The organism is Streptosporangium canum (genome assembly GCF_900113865.1).
GTDB lineage: Bacteria > Actinomycetota > Actinomycetes > Streptosporangiales > Streptosporangiaceae > Streptosporangium > Streptosporangium canum.
In genome coordinates, this window is sequence record NZ_FOQY01000002.1 from 167,326 (window position 1) to 180,645 (window position 13,320).

Below are 13,320 nucleotides of genomic sequence, written 5' to 3' on the forward strand. Positions count from 1 at the left end.
GGGCTGGCGGCGGTCTTCTGGGAACTGGAGGAGGCAGTAAATCTGAGCGGTCAAATCTGTGACGGATCACAAATCTCGGACGGCCCCTGTGCGGCCCGCGTGACGGGCACGGGACACCGCGCCCCGCCCCCGAATGCCCTGCCGTCCGCGAGAGCGCGGGGCGGCCGGGGCGCCCCTCTGGAACTTCCCGTTCACGGGTGATGCGGGTGTGCTGTGCCAGGATGAGCCGGATGAGCGTCATATCCGCCCTTCGGGCCCTGCCGGCCGTATCCCTGGGCGCCGTGCTCTGCCTCGCGGGCTGTGGCGCGCAGGCGGCCGGCGGGGGACGCACGGAGGCCGCCCCGGTCCCTACCCCGCTGACGGTGTCTGCGCCCTTCGACCGGCCCCACCAGGTCGAGGCCGACTCGTCGCAGGACTCCCCGCCGCCCGCCTGCCCCGACTCGGGAGTGCTCCTGTCCGCCGGACCGGCAAACGCCGCGCTGGGGCTGCGGGTCCAGACCGTGGTGCTCACCAACTGCGGCCACCGGGTGCGGAAGGTCGGCGGTTACCCGAGCGTGCGGCTCCTGGATGAGGACGGCGACCCGCTGAAGGTGAAGATCGACCCGGGCGCGCGGCGGGTGACCACGGCGGTCAAGGACCCGGGGCCGAAGCCCCTGGCCGTGCGGCCGGGCCGCTCGGCCCGCTTCAGCCTGGTGTGGCGCAACACCTACGACGACACCAGCCGCCCGCCCGCCGTCGGTGCCACCGTGATCGTCACCGCGGGCCCCGGCGGCTCCGAGCGGCGCGTCAGCAGCCTCATCGACCTCGGCTCCACGGGCCGTCTCGGGGTCACCGCCTGGCAGGAGGTCCCGGCGGGCACCCGCTGAGGGGCGTGTCCCGGCCATGACCGCCGGCGTGCTCCGGTGACCGCCGCCGGAGGCGGTCGCGAGCGGATGGCCGGACCCGTCCGGATCCGGCCACCCTTCCGGGGCTGGGCGGTTACTTTCAGGTGTGGGTGCCGGTGGACGGAGTGGTGAGGGTGCGGTCTCCCGCGGCGGACCGGCTAACGGGTGAGGATGCTGATGCCCAGCATGCGTGCCCCCGTCTCCGTCCGCGGGCGGTGTGTGCTGCCCGGTGCGAACACCACGTAGCTGCCCGGCCCGAGCCGGTGCCCCCGGTCGATGAACTCGCCCGACACCACGAAATAGCGTTCCTCGCCGTCGTGCACGTCCACCTCGGGCCACTCGGCTCCGGGAGCGAAGTCGTACATCCAGCCGCGAGCCCACTCGGTGGTCGGCAACCGCCGCCGGACGATCCCGGCGGCGACCTCGACGGGTTCGACCTCGTCAACGTTCAGGATCTGAATATCGTGCGTCATGACCTCATCGTCGCGGCAGGTGTCCGCCCCGGCCCAGTGTCCGGATTGACACCTATGGGTATTTTTCTGCCATGAGGGTTCATCGGGTGGTCGCACTGGTCCTACCGCCGCAGTCCACGTTCGAGCTCGCGTGCGCCGCCGAGGTGTTCGGTACGCGCCGCCCCGGTCTGCCGGCCCGTTACGAGTTCGAGGTATGTGCGGAGCGCCCGGGCGCCGTGCCGACGCTGGCGGGCTATCAGATGGTGGTGCACCAGGGGCTGTCGGCGCTCGCGGTCGCGGACACGGTGGTGATCCCCGGCTGGCAGCGCCTCGAACAGCCCGCCCCGCCCGCCGTGATCGACGCGGTACGGCAGGCCCATCGGCGAGGCGCCCGCACCGTCGCGATCTGCTCGGGAGCCTTCCTGCTGGCCCAGGCGGGGTTGCTGGACAACCGCCGGGCGACCACGCACTGGCGGATGGCGGCCGAGCTGGCGGCCCGCTTCCCCGATGTCCAGGTCGAGCCCGACACGCTGTACATCGACCTGGGCGACGTCGCCACCAGCGCCGGCACCGCCGCGGGCATCGACCTGTGCCTGCACCTGGTCCGCGCCGACCACGGCGCCGCCTACGCCGCGCAGATCGCCCGCCACATGATCATGCCCCCGCACCGCGAGGGCGGGCAGCTCCAGTACGCCATGCAGGCTCCCGCCGGCCGGCCGCCCGACTCCCTGGCCGCCGTTCTCGACTGGGCCGCCGAACGACTGCACGAGCCCCTCACCGTTGACGACCTCGCCGCGCGGGCCGGGCTCTCCCCGCGGACGCTCGCCCGCAGATTCGCCGACCAGCTCGGCGTCAGCCCCGGCAGGTGGTTGCTCCGCCAGCGCGTCACGGCGGCTCAGGCCCTCCTGGAGGAGTCGGATCTCCCGGTGGAGACGATCGCGATCAGAGTCGGTCTTTCCTCGGCCACCAACCTCCGCAGGCACTTCCACTCCATGGTGCACGCCACACCCGCCACCTACCGGCGGTCCTTCGGCCGTCACTCAGGTGGCTCGCGGCCGAGCGACTGAGTCCCCGGCCGCTTCGCCGGGCTTCCCGGCGCTCTGCGGGATCAGCCGCGGGGAACGGCCGGTCCGTCGCCTGCCGCCCCGTAATTGCACCGATCGATGCAAAACATGTAGCGTGTCCGCATGGCTCGACCGCGGACATTCGATGAGGACCGGGTCCTGGACGCCGCGATGCAGGCCTTCTGGGAGAACGGCTATGAGGCCACCTCGACCAGAGACCTGTGCGAGGTCATCGGACTGGACCGCAGCAGTATCTACAACGCCTTCAAAAGCAAGCACGAACTGTTCACCCGTGTGCTCACCCGCTATATCGACAGCACGACCGCCACTCACCTGGAGATTCTGGAGGACCGGGAGCGGCCGGCCGCCGAGCGGATCCGCGCGCTGTTCACCGAGATCATCGAGGTCGAGTCCGCGAACCGGCGGGACGGCCGTGGTCGCGGCTGTCTGACCGTCAACACCACGGTGGAACTCGCCGGACGCGACCCGGAGATCGCCCGGCTGCTGGATCGGGACATGGCCCGGCGGCTGGATTCCCTCAAGGCGGTCATCGCGGCCGGGCGGCGCGACGGCGACATCACCTCTCCGAGAGACCCGGACTCGCTCGCCCGGTTTCTCAACGCGGTGATCGCGGGGATCCGGGTGGCCGCCCAGGGCGGAGCCGATCGCGCCGTCCTGGAGGGCATCGCGGCAACGGCGGTAGACGCCCTGACGCCCTGACCCGCCGTATTCGCTGACACACCGCGGACCGCCGCGGCGTGTTCGCACGCCCAAATTTTACATCGATCGATGCAAAACTCGCCGACACAGGAGCTCCCTTCATGCCCCGTGCTGTATACCTGCTGGCCTTCGGCATCTTCGCCATGGTGACCAGCGAGTTCGCCGTCGCTGGCCTGATGCCGCAGATGGCCGACGGACTGAACGCCACCATCCCGCAGATCGGCTATCTCATCACTGCCTTCGCGGTCGCCATGGCCGCCGGAGGGCCGTTCCTGACCCTCGCGGTGCTGAAACTGCGCCCCAAGCCGGCGCTCATGCTCCTGTTCGCGATCTTCCTGGCGGGTAACCTGCTGGCCGCGACCGCTCCCTCCTACCCGGTGATGATGACGGCGCGCATCATCACCGGCGTCGCCTCCCAGGCGTTCTTCGGAGTCGCCATCTCACTGGCGGTCCGGCTGACGCCGCCGCAGATGCGCGGCCGATCCATCGCGGTGGTCATGAACGGGCTGATGGTGGGCACCCTGCTGGGGCTGCCGCTGTCCACGCTGATCGGAGAACGTCTGGGCTGGCGCGCAGCCTTCTGGGTCGTCAGCGCCCTGACCGTCCTCGCCGCGCTCGCCACGATGGCCGGCATGCGCCGGCTGGAGCGTGCCGAAGGCGACGGCGGCGACTTCCGGCAGGAGATGCGCGTCTTCGCCAATCCCAAGCTGTGGCTGGTGTTCGCAACCAGCGCCTTCATCATCGGCGCGACCTTCTCCGCCTTCAGCTACCTCAACCCGATCCTCACCCAGGTCACCGGATTCGGCTCCGGAGCCATCCCGCTCCTGCTCATCGCCTACGGCGCCGCCACCGTGATCGGCAACAACATCGTCGGGCGGCTCGCCGACAGGCACACCGTCAGCGTCCTGCTGTGCGGGCTGGCTCTGAACCTGATCTTCCTGACCGGGTTCGCGCTGCTGGCCCACCTCGGCATCCCCGCCGTGGTGTGCATGCTCGGCATCGGTCTGGTCGGCGTCACCATGAATCCGGCGATGGCCATCCGCGTCCAGCGGACCGGCAACGCCCGGCCGCTGGTCAACACCGTCCACTCCTCCTTCATCACTCTCGGCGTCATCATCGGCTCCTTCGCCGGAGGAGTGGCCATCGACAACTTCGGCCTGCGAGCCCCGCTGTGGCTCGGCGCCGCTCTGGCCACACTCGGGATCCTCACCCTTCTCCCCGAACTCCCCCGCCGTTCCGCTGCCAGGCCCGCACCCGCGTCCGACGCGCCCGCCTCCCAGGAGGGGCCCACTGCGGCCACCGAGAAGCAAGCGATCTAGAAGGTCGAGGATCACATGTCGGGGGTCGCCGAGCCGCCGGGCACGACGGCCCTCTCCGTCCGGGGAATCGCCCGTGATCGCGGTGCCGGTGTGGGTTGCCTCAGCCAGTCGGGCTTGGTACCGTCGCGGCGGCGCGTGATAGGCGTGATCACTACCTGACGAGGGAGGTTGATGAATATGGCTGCCATCGGCTGTGTTCAGCATGCCCTTGTCCGGTCCGCGCGAGGCTAGAGCGCGGCCCGGTCGTCCGAACGACCAGGAGTGTCACATGTCTTCCTTCATCTCACCGACCGATACCGACCTGAGCACCGACCGTCTCATCCTGCGGAGCTGGACCCCCGGCGAGGTCGGCGCGGTCCTCGACGGCTCCCGGCTCGCGCACTGGGCCGAGGACTTTCCCTCCGAGGGGGACCGCGTCATCGCCGGCCTGTTCGGAGAGCACCCCGGATGGCTGGGCGAGTACGGCCACCGCCAGATCATCGAGCGCTCGACCGGCCTGGTGGTCGGCTCGATCGGCCTGTTCTGGCCGCCCGGCGACGGCACCGTCGAGATCGGCTACGGCATCGTCGCCTCCCGGCGGGGCCGCGGCTACGCCCCCGAGGCCACCCGGGCGCTGACGGCGTTCGCCTACACCGCCCCGGACGTCCACACGGTGTACGCCGACGTGGAACTGTCGAATCCGCCCTCGGTCCGCGTGCTGGAGAAGGCGGGCTTCGAGCGGTGGAGCTCTGAGGAGAACCTGGCCAGGTTCCGCGCCACCATGCCGGGCCCGGCGCAGCGGTAGCCCTCTCCGGGAAAAAGGGAAAAGGGAAGGGTGCGGGCCCGGGGAGACGCGGGCCCGCACCCGCTCAGGAGGCGGGGCCCACCGTGATGGTGGTGCGGAGGCCCCTGGCGGCTTCCCGGATCACCTTGATCTCGGTGTTGGTGTCGGGCGGCCGAACGCCCCGCAGGGGGTTGGTGCTGTACCAGTAAACGCCGCTGCGGTCATTGAAAGCCGGGGTGGCGGGGAGCGAGGGGAAGATCGTCCTGGCGCCGTCCTTGTGCAGTGCCAAACGGCCGGTGGAGGACAGGCCGAAGGGGGCGTCGAAGCCTTGGACCCGGTCGTTGACCATGCTGTTGTCTTTCCAGAGCAGAGGGAGCGGGTGGGCGTCGATCGGCAGGATCATGCCCTCACCGGGGTGGTTACGGGTGGCGTTGTCGGTGTAGTAGGTGTCCCAGAGCCAGACGAGGACGCCCTCCCGGTAGGGGTAGTGCTCGTAGATCTCGCGCCGGGCGGGGTTGTCGGAGAAGCCGGCGTGGTAGGGACCGGTTTCGAGGTAGGCGCCATAGCCGGTGTAGCGCCGGTTCTCGGCGATGTAGGAGCGAGGGTGCTCCTTGGTCGCGATCTTGCCGACGCGGCTGAAGCCCGCCGCGGTCCAGCCGTTGTCGCCGTTCTCCGCGTCATCGGTGACGGCGCCGGTGATGGCGTCGACGATGAAGCCGTTCTCGGTGGTGTTGGTATCGGTGAAGTAGCGGAACCGGAACTGGATCCTCCTGCCCGCGTAGGCGTCCAGCGGGAGGACCAGGTCCGTCCAGCCGCTGAGGCCGGTGATACCGGGGACGCCGTTGACGCTCGGGATCGGCTGCCCGCCGACGGTGCCGCCGATCGGCGTCCAGACCTCGCCGTCCTCGGAGACCTCGGCGTAGAGGTAGTCGAAATCCTGCTCGATCTGGTACCAGACTTTGGCGGTCAGGGCCGCTGATGTCACGCCGGTGAGGTCGATCCGGCGGGTGAGTGTCTCGTTGAGGTAGTCCCCCTTGCCGCTCCACCACTGGTAGGAGCCCTGGACAGGTTGGACCAGCTCGGTGTCGACCCGGCGCGGCGGCAGGTCGACGATGACGGCCTGCGGGTCGGTGGTGTTGTAGGAGCTCACGCCGAGGGTGTGAGTGGAGGCCGTGGCGGCCTCGGCTCTGTCGTAGGACAGCCAGCCGAGCCGCAGTTTGCTCCAGGCGTCCAGGTCTCCGGGGTACTCGCCGCTCTGCCCGTTCTTCTTGCTCAAGTACGAGGCGCTGGACATGAGCGACCAGAACTGGACGCTGTTGCTCCCGCCGCCGTCGTACAGGTCGGGTAAGCCCAGATCGTGGCCGTACTCGTGGGCGATCAGGCCGACGCCGCTGTTCTCGCCGGCGGTCAGGAACCTGCCGACCCAGATGCCGGTATCGCCGATCTGAGTACCGCCACGCAGGTTGCCCGCGGGGCCGGAGCTTCCGCGGGTGTTCCAGTAGGCGTCGTGGTTGACCGCCCACAGCGCGTCTTCGCCCTGCGCGCCACCGCCCCACGTCTCGTCGACGCCGGCGTGGATCACCTGGAACCGGTCGAGGTAGCCGTCGGGTTCGTCGAAGTCGCCGTCGAAGTCGTAGTCGTAGCGGTCCCAGACGTCATAGGACTTGAGCTCGGCCGTGATGTCCTCGACGCTGCGGCCCTTGGCGCGCTCGGCGTCGTACCAGGCGTTGGCGGAGTCCTTGACGAAATCGAACAGGGGGAGGTCGCAGTCCAGGCCGCTGTCGCAGCGCGGGGTGCCGTAACGGGACTCGTTGTAGGGAACCTTCACCCAGTCGGAGACGTAGCCGTCGAAGTCGTACCGGCCGGCGGACTGGAGCCGGTAGAAGTTGCGGAGCGAGTTGGCCCCCCGGGAGCCGTTGAAATAGATGTCCTGGTAGTAGGCCCGGTCGAAGTCCGGCTGCCAGAGTGTGTGGTTGTCGTAGCTCCGCTGGGGTCTGGGGATCCGGTTGTGCAGCGGGCCGGGTACGCCGCCGTAGCGGATCTTTTCTTTATGCAGGGTCGCGTTGTCGATTTTGTCGCCGAATTCGGCGAGCACGGTGAAAATCTTGTCCTTGCGTTCGAGGGCGAGTTCGACGTACCGGTCGCCGACCTTGACCTTTCCCGCGGAGAGCTTGTTCGCCTGGGGGGCGGTCAGCGCCTGCTTCATGGCTTTGGTGCGAAGAGACTGCTCTTCGAGAGCGAACGGACTGATCGCAGCCGAATGCCGGCCGTTACCGGGTTCGGCGACGGGAGGCTTGGAGGCCGGGACCGCCGCGGCGAGACCGGGCAGCGCGGAGGCGCCCAGGGCCGTCCCCGCCAGCCCGGCTGCGAGCATGGTGATGATCTTACGCACGTGAGGGGGAGTTCCTTTCGGAAAAGAGGGGTGTCACGCGTAATATGTCACATCACATTCATGGTGAACAGTGGGGGTTTGACGGAGTCGATAATCCTATTAAAGGGCGATATTTAATATTTGATACCTATCCTGCATATCGTCCTATTTAAGGAGTGATGTGCGGTTTATGGTAGAGAGGGGGGCGGTGCGATGATGGCCGTCGCCCTCCCGGGTCGGCCGTCCAGTCGAACGCACTTACCGTTACTTCATGATTACAATGAGTTGTGCATGGTGCGGGGTTGGAGTTCAGGATCCTGGGGCCGCTCGAAGTGCTCCACGGGCCTGATCACGTGGCGGTCAAGGCCGCCAAGTTGCGGATAGTGCTCGCGGCTCTGCTGCTCGACGCCAACAGGGTCGTCTCCGTCGAGACGTTGACGGACCGGCTGTGGGGCCAGGACCCGCCCGACGGCGCCCGCAACACCTTGCAGAACTACGTGTTCCGGCTGCGTCGCCTGCTCGGCGGCGCCGGGACCGGCACGCCCCTGCTGACGAGCCACCGCGGTTACCTGATCGAAGTGACCGCCGGCGCGCTTGACCTCGACCGCTTCGACGTCCTGCTGCGTCGTGCCAGAACGGCCGCCACCGCCGACGAGATGGAGCAGGCGTCGACGCTGCTGCGGGAGGCGTTGCGGCTGTGGCGCGGCGAACCCCTGCTGGACGTTCCGTCGGAGACGCTGCGGCGGGACGTCGTCCCGGCGCTGCGCGAGCGCAGGCTGGACGCGCTCCAGCTCCGGATCGAGGCCGACCTGGCCCTCGGCCGCCATGAGCGCGTGCTCGCGGAACTCCAGGAACTGACCACCGCCCATCCACTGAGAGAGCGGTTCTGGGCTCAGCGCATGCTGGCGCTGTACCGGTCGGAACGCCGGGGCGAGGCCCTGTGCTGCTACCGCGAGGCCCGGGAGACACTGGTCTCCGAGCTCGGCGTCGACCCGGGCGCCGAACTCCGCGAACTGCACCAGCGGATGCTGTCCGCCGACCCCGCGCTCGTCAACGCGGGCGATTCGAAGACGAGCGGAAACCTGCCGGCCGAAGTGACGACGTTCGTCGGCCGGCAGCGGCAGCTCGCCGAGATCGGGCGGCTGCTGGCCGCGGGCCGCCTGGTCACCCTGACCGGCGTGGGCGGGGTGGGTAAGACCAGGCTGGCGCGGCGGACGGGCGCGGAGCTGGCTTCCAGGTTTCCCGGCGGCGTGTGGCTGGCCGATCTCACCGCGCTGGTCGAGCCGCGCCTGCTCGCCCGTACGGTGGCCCATGCCCTCGGTGCGCGCGACCAGTCGGCCCGTCCCAGCGTCGACGTCCTGCGCGATCACCTGCGTGACACGCGGTTGCTGCTGGTGCTCGACAACTGCGAGCACGTGGTGGGCGCGGTCGCGACCCTGGTCGACACCCTCCTGCGGGCCTGCCCCGGCCTGCGCGTGCTGGCCACCAGCCGGCAGCGGCTCGCCGTACAGGGCGAGCACGTCCTGCTGGTGCCGCCGCTCCCGCTGCCTCCGGCGACCGATCCGCAGGCCGCGGACACCGGCCCACCGCTGACCGACTACGACGCGGTGGCGCTGCTCGCCGACCGCACCGCGGCCGCCGCGCCCGCCTTCCGGATCGACCGGCACAACCGGGCGCTCGTCGTCCAGCTCTGCCGGCGGCTCGACGGCATCCCACTGGCGATCGAGCTCGCGGCCGTACGGCTGAGCACCCTGGCCATCGGCGAGATCCTCGATCGCCTCGACGACCGGTTCCGGTTGCTGGCCGACGGCACCGCGCAGGTCACACCCCGCTATCACCAGACCCTCCACGACGTGATCAGTTGGAGCTACGACCTCTGCACCGAACCCGAGCGCCTGCTCTGGGCGCGGTTGTCCGTCTTCTCCGGCGGGTTCGACCTCGAGGCGGCCGAGGCGGTGTGCTCGGGCCCTGACGTCCCCCGCCGGGATGTCATCGACATCCTGGCGGGCCTGGTGCACAAGTCGATTCTCGGGGTGAGCACCCGGGCCGCCCGCACGCGCTACCGGCTGCTGGAGACCGTCCGGCAGTACGGCCGGCAGCGGCTGGCCGACCTCGGCCTGCACGACGCCGTACGCCGCCGCCACCGCGACCACTACCGGCGGCTGGCCGCCGGAGCCGCGGCCGGCTGGTGCGGCCCGTGCGAAGTGGAATGGCTGTCCCGGCTGCGGCAGGAGCTGCCGAACCTGCGTTCGGCGCTCGACTTCTGCATCACCGAGCCGGGGCAGGCCGCCATCGGGCTGGAGATCGCCGCCAACCTCACCCGCGTCCGGTTCTGGTTCTTCAGCAGCACCATCGGTGAGGGCCGGCACTGGCTGGAGCGTACGCATGCGCTGTCCGCACCGGCTGCCGGAGCGCTGGGCACCGGCGCGGTGGCGATGCTGAGCTGGCTGTCCCTGGTTCAGGGCGACAAACGGGCCACCGAGACGTTCCTGGCCGACTGCAGGGCCTCGGCGGCCGAGGCGGATCCCGCCGCCGCCTACCTCGAAGGTGTCCACGCGCTGCTCGTCCGAGGCAGCGTCCAGGCCATCCCGCTGCTGGCGCGGGCGAGAGAGATGTTCCGGCAGGCCGGCGCCCGCGGTGACGCCCACATGGCCACCATGTTCTGGGCCATGGCCTGCGCCTTCCTCGGAGACCGGGACACCGCGGTCGCCGCGGGTGACGACTACCTCGCCGAGGCCGAGGCGAGCGGCGCGGCATGGGCCTACTCGTGGGCGTTGTGGACGCTCGGCCTCGTCGAACTGCGGAACGGCGTCGCGGCCAGATCCGCCGAGCTGTTCCGTGAGTCACTACGCCGCCAGCAGGACATCGACGACCGCTGGGGCCCCGCGTGGGGCTCAGAGGCGCTCGCCTGGGCCGTTTCCGCCACTGGCGACCACGCCTTCGCCGCCGAGCTCCTCGGTGCCGCAGGGCGCCTGCGCCGGATGACCGGCGTGGGACTCATCGGCCTGCGCCCGTTCCACGACGCCCACACCGAGGCCGAGGCACTCGCACGCCGGGCGCTGGGCGCCGAGGAGTACGAGTCCGCCTACGAACGGGGGAGCCGGGCCGGCGACGTCATCCTGTTCACATGCGCGGGCGCGCGGAACGTCGCAGACGGAGACGGAGACGACCGGCCCTCGCCGTGATCTCCGGGTGCTCACGGCTGGCATCCGTACCCCTCCACGTGCACCACAACGCCATCGCGGCCGTTCTCCGGCCGAATACCGGCATCGTCGTCCCTCCGTCGTCGCGCGGCGGCCGCATCACGTCCGGAAGAGTGCTTCAGACCGGTGGTTCACCGGTCACCGGCCTCTTCCACGCTGCTCGTTCCGGAGTGACCGCCGCGTGACCGCCGGGTCAGGGGCCGGCCCCATTCTCCTTGGCGGGGGCACGGACGATCGCCCGGGAAACGACAGAAGGAAACAGCGGCATTCTCTGCAGGAGGTCTGTAATGCACGATCCCCACGTGAGCATCGCGAGTCCCCTGCCGGAGCGGCCGTCATGGAGCGACGACGTCCTCGATCCCGCGCTGGAGCCCGGCACCGCCGCGGCACCGAACTGATCCGGTCGAAAGGAGACCGCGCACATGCACAAGGCGATCCACGTCGTCGACGGCTTCTACCCCCGCGCGCCGCTTGACCGCGACGCGACGGGAGAATCTCCGGCCTTCAGGCCGGGGAGGAGTTCAAAACCGCCTGCTGCTGTTCAGGGGACGTGAGCTGTTTCACGCGCCGCTCGGCGGCCAGGGCGCGAGGCCGGAGGACTTCCGCCTGACCCAGATCTTCTGCTTCGACGAAGTCCGCGGGGCCGTTCCTCCGCTGACTCCTGCGGGGAGGGGGGGACAGGAGCGGGGCGGGCACATGACGGAGTCCCCGGTGGAGCGGCACCCGTCCCGCGAGGGCTACGCCTGCGGCCAGGAGGTGCAGGGACCGCTGCGAGGGCGGGAACTCAACCTGTTCAAGAACGTCTGGGACCTGGCGATCTACCAGCGACTCCTGCTGGAGGTCCGGCCGCGTTCGATCATCGAGCCGGGCTCCGGAACCGGTGCCGGCGCGCTGTGGCTCTCCCCGATCCGTCATGGCCGCCCGCCGCCCATTACCGGCAAAGTCGAAATGCCCAGTCACGCGGCCGCGGTCCTGACGGCCTCGACGAACCGGCCCGCGTCGGGGATGGAGAGGACCACCTCGTCGAACTCGCCGCCGGAGCTCGCGCGGTCCAGCAGCAGGTGCACTCCGGGCAGGTTGCGGTTGGCCGACACCAGCTGGCGCGGGCCACCGTAGATGCCCCAAACGCCGATCTTGGTGTGGCCCGACACCGTCAATCCCTTTCTCGCACCGTGCGGGATGCGCAGCGGCTGATCGGTGACGACCGCCTGCCGTACCGCCGGCAAGGGGATGGTGTGCCGGGCTCGTCCGGTGAAGATCCGTTCCCACGCGCCGAACTCGATAGTGATCGAACCACTGGTGATCATGACGGTTGCCATGGGTCAGCCTTTCGTCAAGGGAAGAAGGATCGTCGCCAGCAGGCGGGGCGCCCGGTCGCCGCCCGGCTCGTTCGCCAGCAGGGGTTGCATCAGCTCGGTGAAGCCCTGGGCGAAGCGGATGAACTCCTCGTCGTTCAGGTGCAGCACCGTCTGCTGGTAGCCGACGCCGTCGGCCACCAGGTCGATGTTCCCCCTGGCGAGGTAGCGCGAGAACTCCGACAGCAGGCTGGAGACGAACGCGGTGAAATACCGCGCGTGGTCCTCGGGGGAGGCCGAGGCCAGCGTCTCGGCGGTCGGCGTCACCCCGCCCTCCGGCAGCGCGTACACCCGCTCCGTCGCGCCTCCGACCTTGCGCTCCTCCACGACGTTCAGCATTCCGGCCTTGGCGAGAGTGGCGATATGCCGGTACAGCGTCGCCTGGGGCACGTCGGGCAGCAGGCGGGCCAGGTCGGACGGCGTACGGCGACCGCCGGCGGTGGCGCCCAGGATCCGGATGCGCACGGGGTGCAGCGCCAGCTCGGTCCAACGCTCTTTCGAAGTGCTCACAGGACAACGATATCATTATCGATAATGAGAGGGAAGCTGTGCGCGTCCGCGCATGATCCGAAGCTTGATCACGTGTCAGATGCGTGCCAGAACAGGCGGGGAACCACGGTGACTCGACCCGCGCTGACCTGCACCCCCGTTTTCCCAGCTCAGAGCAGCAAGGTCAGTAGATGACCCTCAAGCTGACAGCACGGATTTGCTTCTATCGCTCGCCTCGACTCCAACAGCTGACGATCTTGACGCTGCACCACGGCGATGGCAGCATCCAGTCACAATGACTATCGACTCCTCAAACCCGAACGAGCAAAACTACAAGCCTCTGGCCTTCATCCTCGTCTTATTCAGCTCCATCCTTATGGTCATGCCGATCGACGTCGTGATCAAGGTGAGCGAGTCCGTGCGACACCCGGTTACTCCGGTGTTTATTCCGGCATTGATCTTGGTCGGATTGCCTACGCTCGGGGCTCTCGTCGGAGCCTTCCTGAGGTTCCAGGGACCTGGTGGCAGATTATTCGGGGTCATATTGGGGATCTTTATCGCCAGCGTGATCCTGATGGCACTGCTCGTTTGCTGGCTTTTCTACTCCGTCGACTGATCTGCCCCAGGACATCGCCCCGCCGAGGGCAGCGGGGTTGCAATGCAGAGTTGTTCGGAGCCGTTCAGGACGGCCACACGTTCT

The 13,320-nt window shown here is 69.1% G+C and carries 11 protein-coding genes; 7 read left to right on the top strand and 4 right to left on the bottom strand.

The features are described from left to right. Positions 1-230 precede the first annotated feature (230 nt). Entirely contained in the window at positions 231-866 is a 636-nt protein-coding gene (locus BM085_RS03060; RefSeq protein ID WP_177244931.1) for a DUF4232 domain-containing protein, read from the top strand. Positions 867-1,042: 176 nt separating this feature from the next. Here BM085_RS03060 and BM085_RS03065 read toward each other — a convergent pair whose 3' ends face one another. Further along, entirely contained in the window at positions 1,043-1,357 is a 315-nt protein-coding gene (locus tag BM085_RS03065) for a cupin domain-containing protein (RefSeq protein ID WP_031160299.1), read from the bottom strand. A gap of 71 nt (positions 1,358-1,428) precedes the next feature. Between BM085_RS03065 and BM085_RS03070 the strand changes: the two genes are divergently transcribed. From BM085_RS03070 to BM085_RS03085, 4 genes are all read left to right on the top strand, one after another. Next, positions 1,429-2,403: a helix-turn-helix domain-containing protein gene (locus BM085_RS03070; protein WP_093885497.1), complete on the top strand. Its 975-nt coding sequence runs from the start codon at positions 1,429-1,431 to the stop codon at positions 2,401-2,403. Between the two features lie 120 nt (positions 2,404-2,523). Next, positions 2,524-3,120 (top strand): TetR/AcrR family transcriptional regulator, encoded by a 597-nt coding sequence (locus BM085_RS03075; protein WP_093885498.1) that lies wholly within the window; start codon positions 2,524-2,526, stop codon positions 3,118-3,120. 101 nt (positions 3,121-3,221) lie between these two features. Then, positions 3,222-4,439: an MFS transporter gene (locus BM085_RS03080; RefSeq protein ID WP_093885499.1), complete on the top strand. Its 1,218-nt coding sequence runs from the start codon at positions 3,222-3,224 to the stop codon at positions 4,437-4,439. A 268-nt stretch (positions 4,440-4,707) separates the two neighbouring features. Further along, positions 4,708-5,223: a GNAT family N-acetyltransferase gene (locus BM085_RS03085; protein WP_093885500.1), complete on the top strand. Its 516-nt coding sequence runs from the start codon at positions 4,708-4,710 to the stop codon at positions 5,221-5,223. A 64-nt stretch (positions 5,224-5,287) separates the two neighbouring features. Here BM085_RS03085 and BM085_RS03090 read toward each other — a convergent pair whose 3' ends face one another. Beyond that, complete coding sequence (locus tag BM085_RS03090) at positions 5,288-7,594, bottom strand: immune inhibitor A domain-containing protein (RefSeq protein ID WP_093885501.1); 2,307 nt, start codon at positions 7,592-7,594, stop codon at positions 5,288-5,290. 281 nt (positions 7,595-7,875) lie between these two features. On the opposite strand from BM085_RS03090, the gene BM085_RS03095 reads away from it, so the two are divergent. Further along, positions 7,876-10,758: an AfsR/SARP family transcriptional regulator gene (locus tag BM085_RS03095; RefSeq protein WP_245789087.1), complete on the top strand. Its 2,883-nt coding sequence runs from the start codon at positions 7,876-7,878 to the stop codon at positions 10,756-10,758. Positions 10,759-11,732: 974 nt separating this feature from the next. Here the strand turns inward: BM085_RS03095 and BM085_RS03100 are convergent. After that, entirely contained in the window at positions 11,733-12,095 is a 363-nt protein-coding gene (locus BM085_RS03100; protein ID WP_093885503.1) for a hypothetical protein, read from the bottom strand. Between the two features lie 3 nt (positions 12,096-12,098). Beyond that, positions 12,099-12,641: a helix-turn-helix domain-containing protein gene (locus tag BM085_RS03105; RefSeq protein ID WP_093885504.1), complete on the bottom strand. Its 543-nt coding sequence runs from the start codon at positions 12,639-12,641 to the stop codon at positions 12,099-12,101. A 274-nt stretch (positions 12,642-12,915) separates the two neighbouring features. On the opposite strand from BM085_RS03105, the gene BM085_RS03110 reads away from it, so the two are divergent. Beyond that, positions 12,916-13,236, top strand: a complete 321-nt coding sequence (locus BM085_RS03110; RefSeq protein ID WP_093885505.1) for a hypothetical protein — start codon at positions 12,916-12,918, stop codon at positions 13,234-13,236. Positions 13,237-13,320 lie beyond the last annotated feature (84 nt).

What these genes read in the sequence shown, in the direction of transcription:
- BM085_RS03060 (WP_177244931.1), top strand. Translation starts at nt 231, where the DNA reads ATGAGCGTCATATCCGCCCTTCGGGCCCTGCCGGCCGTATCCCTGGGC.
- BM085_RS03065 (WP_031160299.1), bottom strand. Translation starts at nt 1,357, where the DNA reads ATGACGCACGATATTCAGATCCTGAACGTTGACGAGGTCGAACCCGTC.
- BM085_RS03070 (WP_093885497.1), top strand. Translation starts at nt 1,429, where the DNA reads ATGAGGGTTCATCGGGTGGTCGCACTGGTCCTACCGCCGCAGTCCACG.
- BM085_RS03075 (WP_093885498.1), top strand. Translation starts at nt 2,524, where the DNA reads ATGGCTCGACCGCGGACATTCGATGAGGACCGGGTCCTGGACGCCGCG.
- BM085_RS03080 (WP_093885499.1), top strand. Translation starts at nt 3,222, where the DNA reads ATGCCCCGTGCTGTATACCTGCTGGCCTTCGGCATCTTCGCCATGGTG.
- BM085_RS03085 (WP_093885500.1), top strand. Translation starts at nt 4,708, where the DNA reads ATGTCTTCCTTCATCTCACCGACCGATACCGACCTGAGCACCGACCGT.
- BM085_RS03100 (WP_093885503.1), bottom strand. Translation starts at nt 12,095, where the DNA reads ATGGCAACCGTCATGATCACCAGTGGTTCGATCACTATCGAGTTCGGC.
- BM085_RS03110 (WP_093885505.1), top strand. Translation starts at nt 12,916, where the DNA reads ATGACTATCGACTCCTCAAACCCGAACGAGCAAAACTACAAGCCTCTG.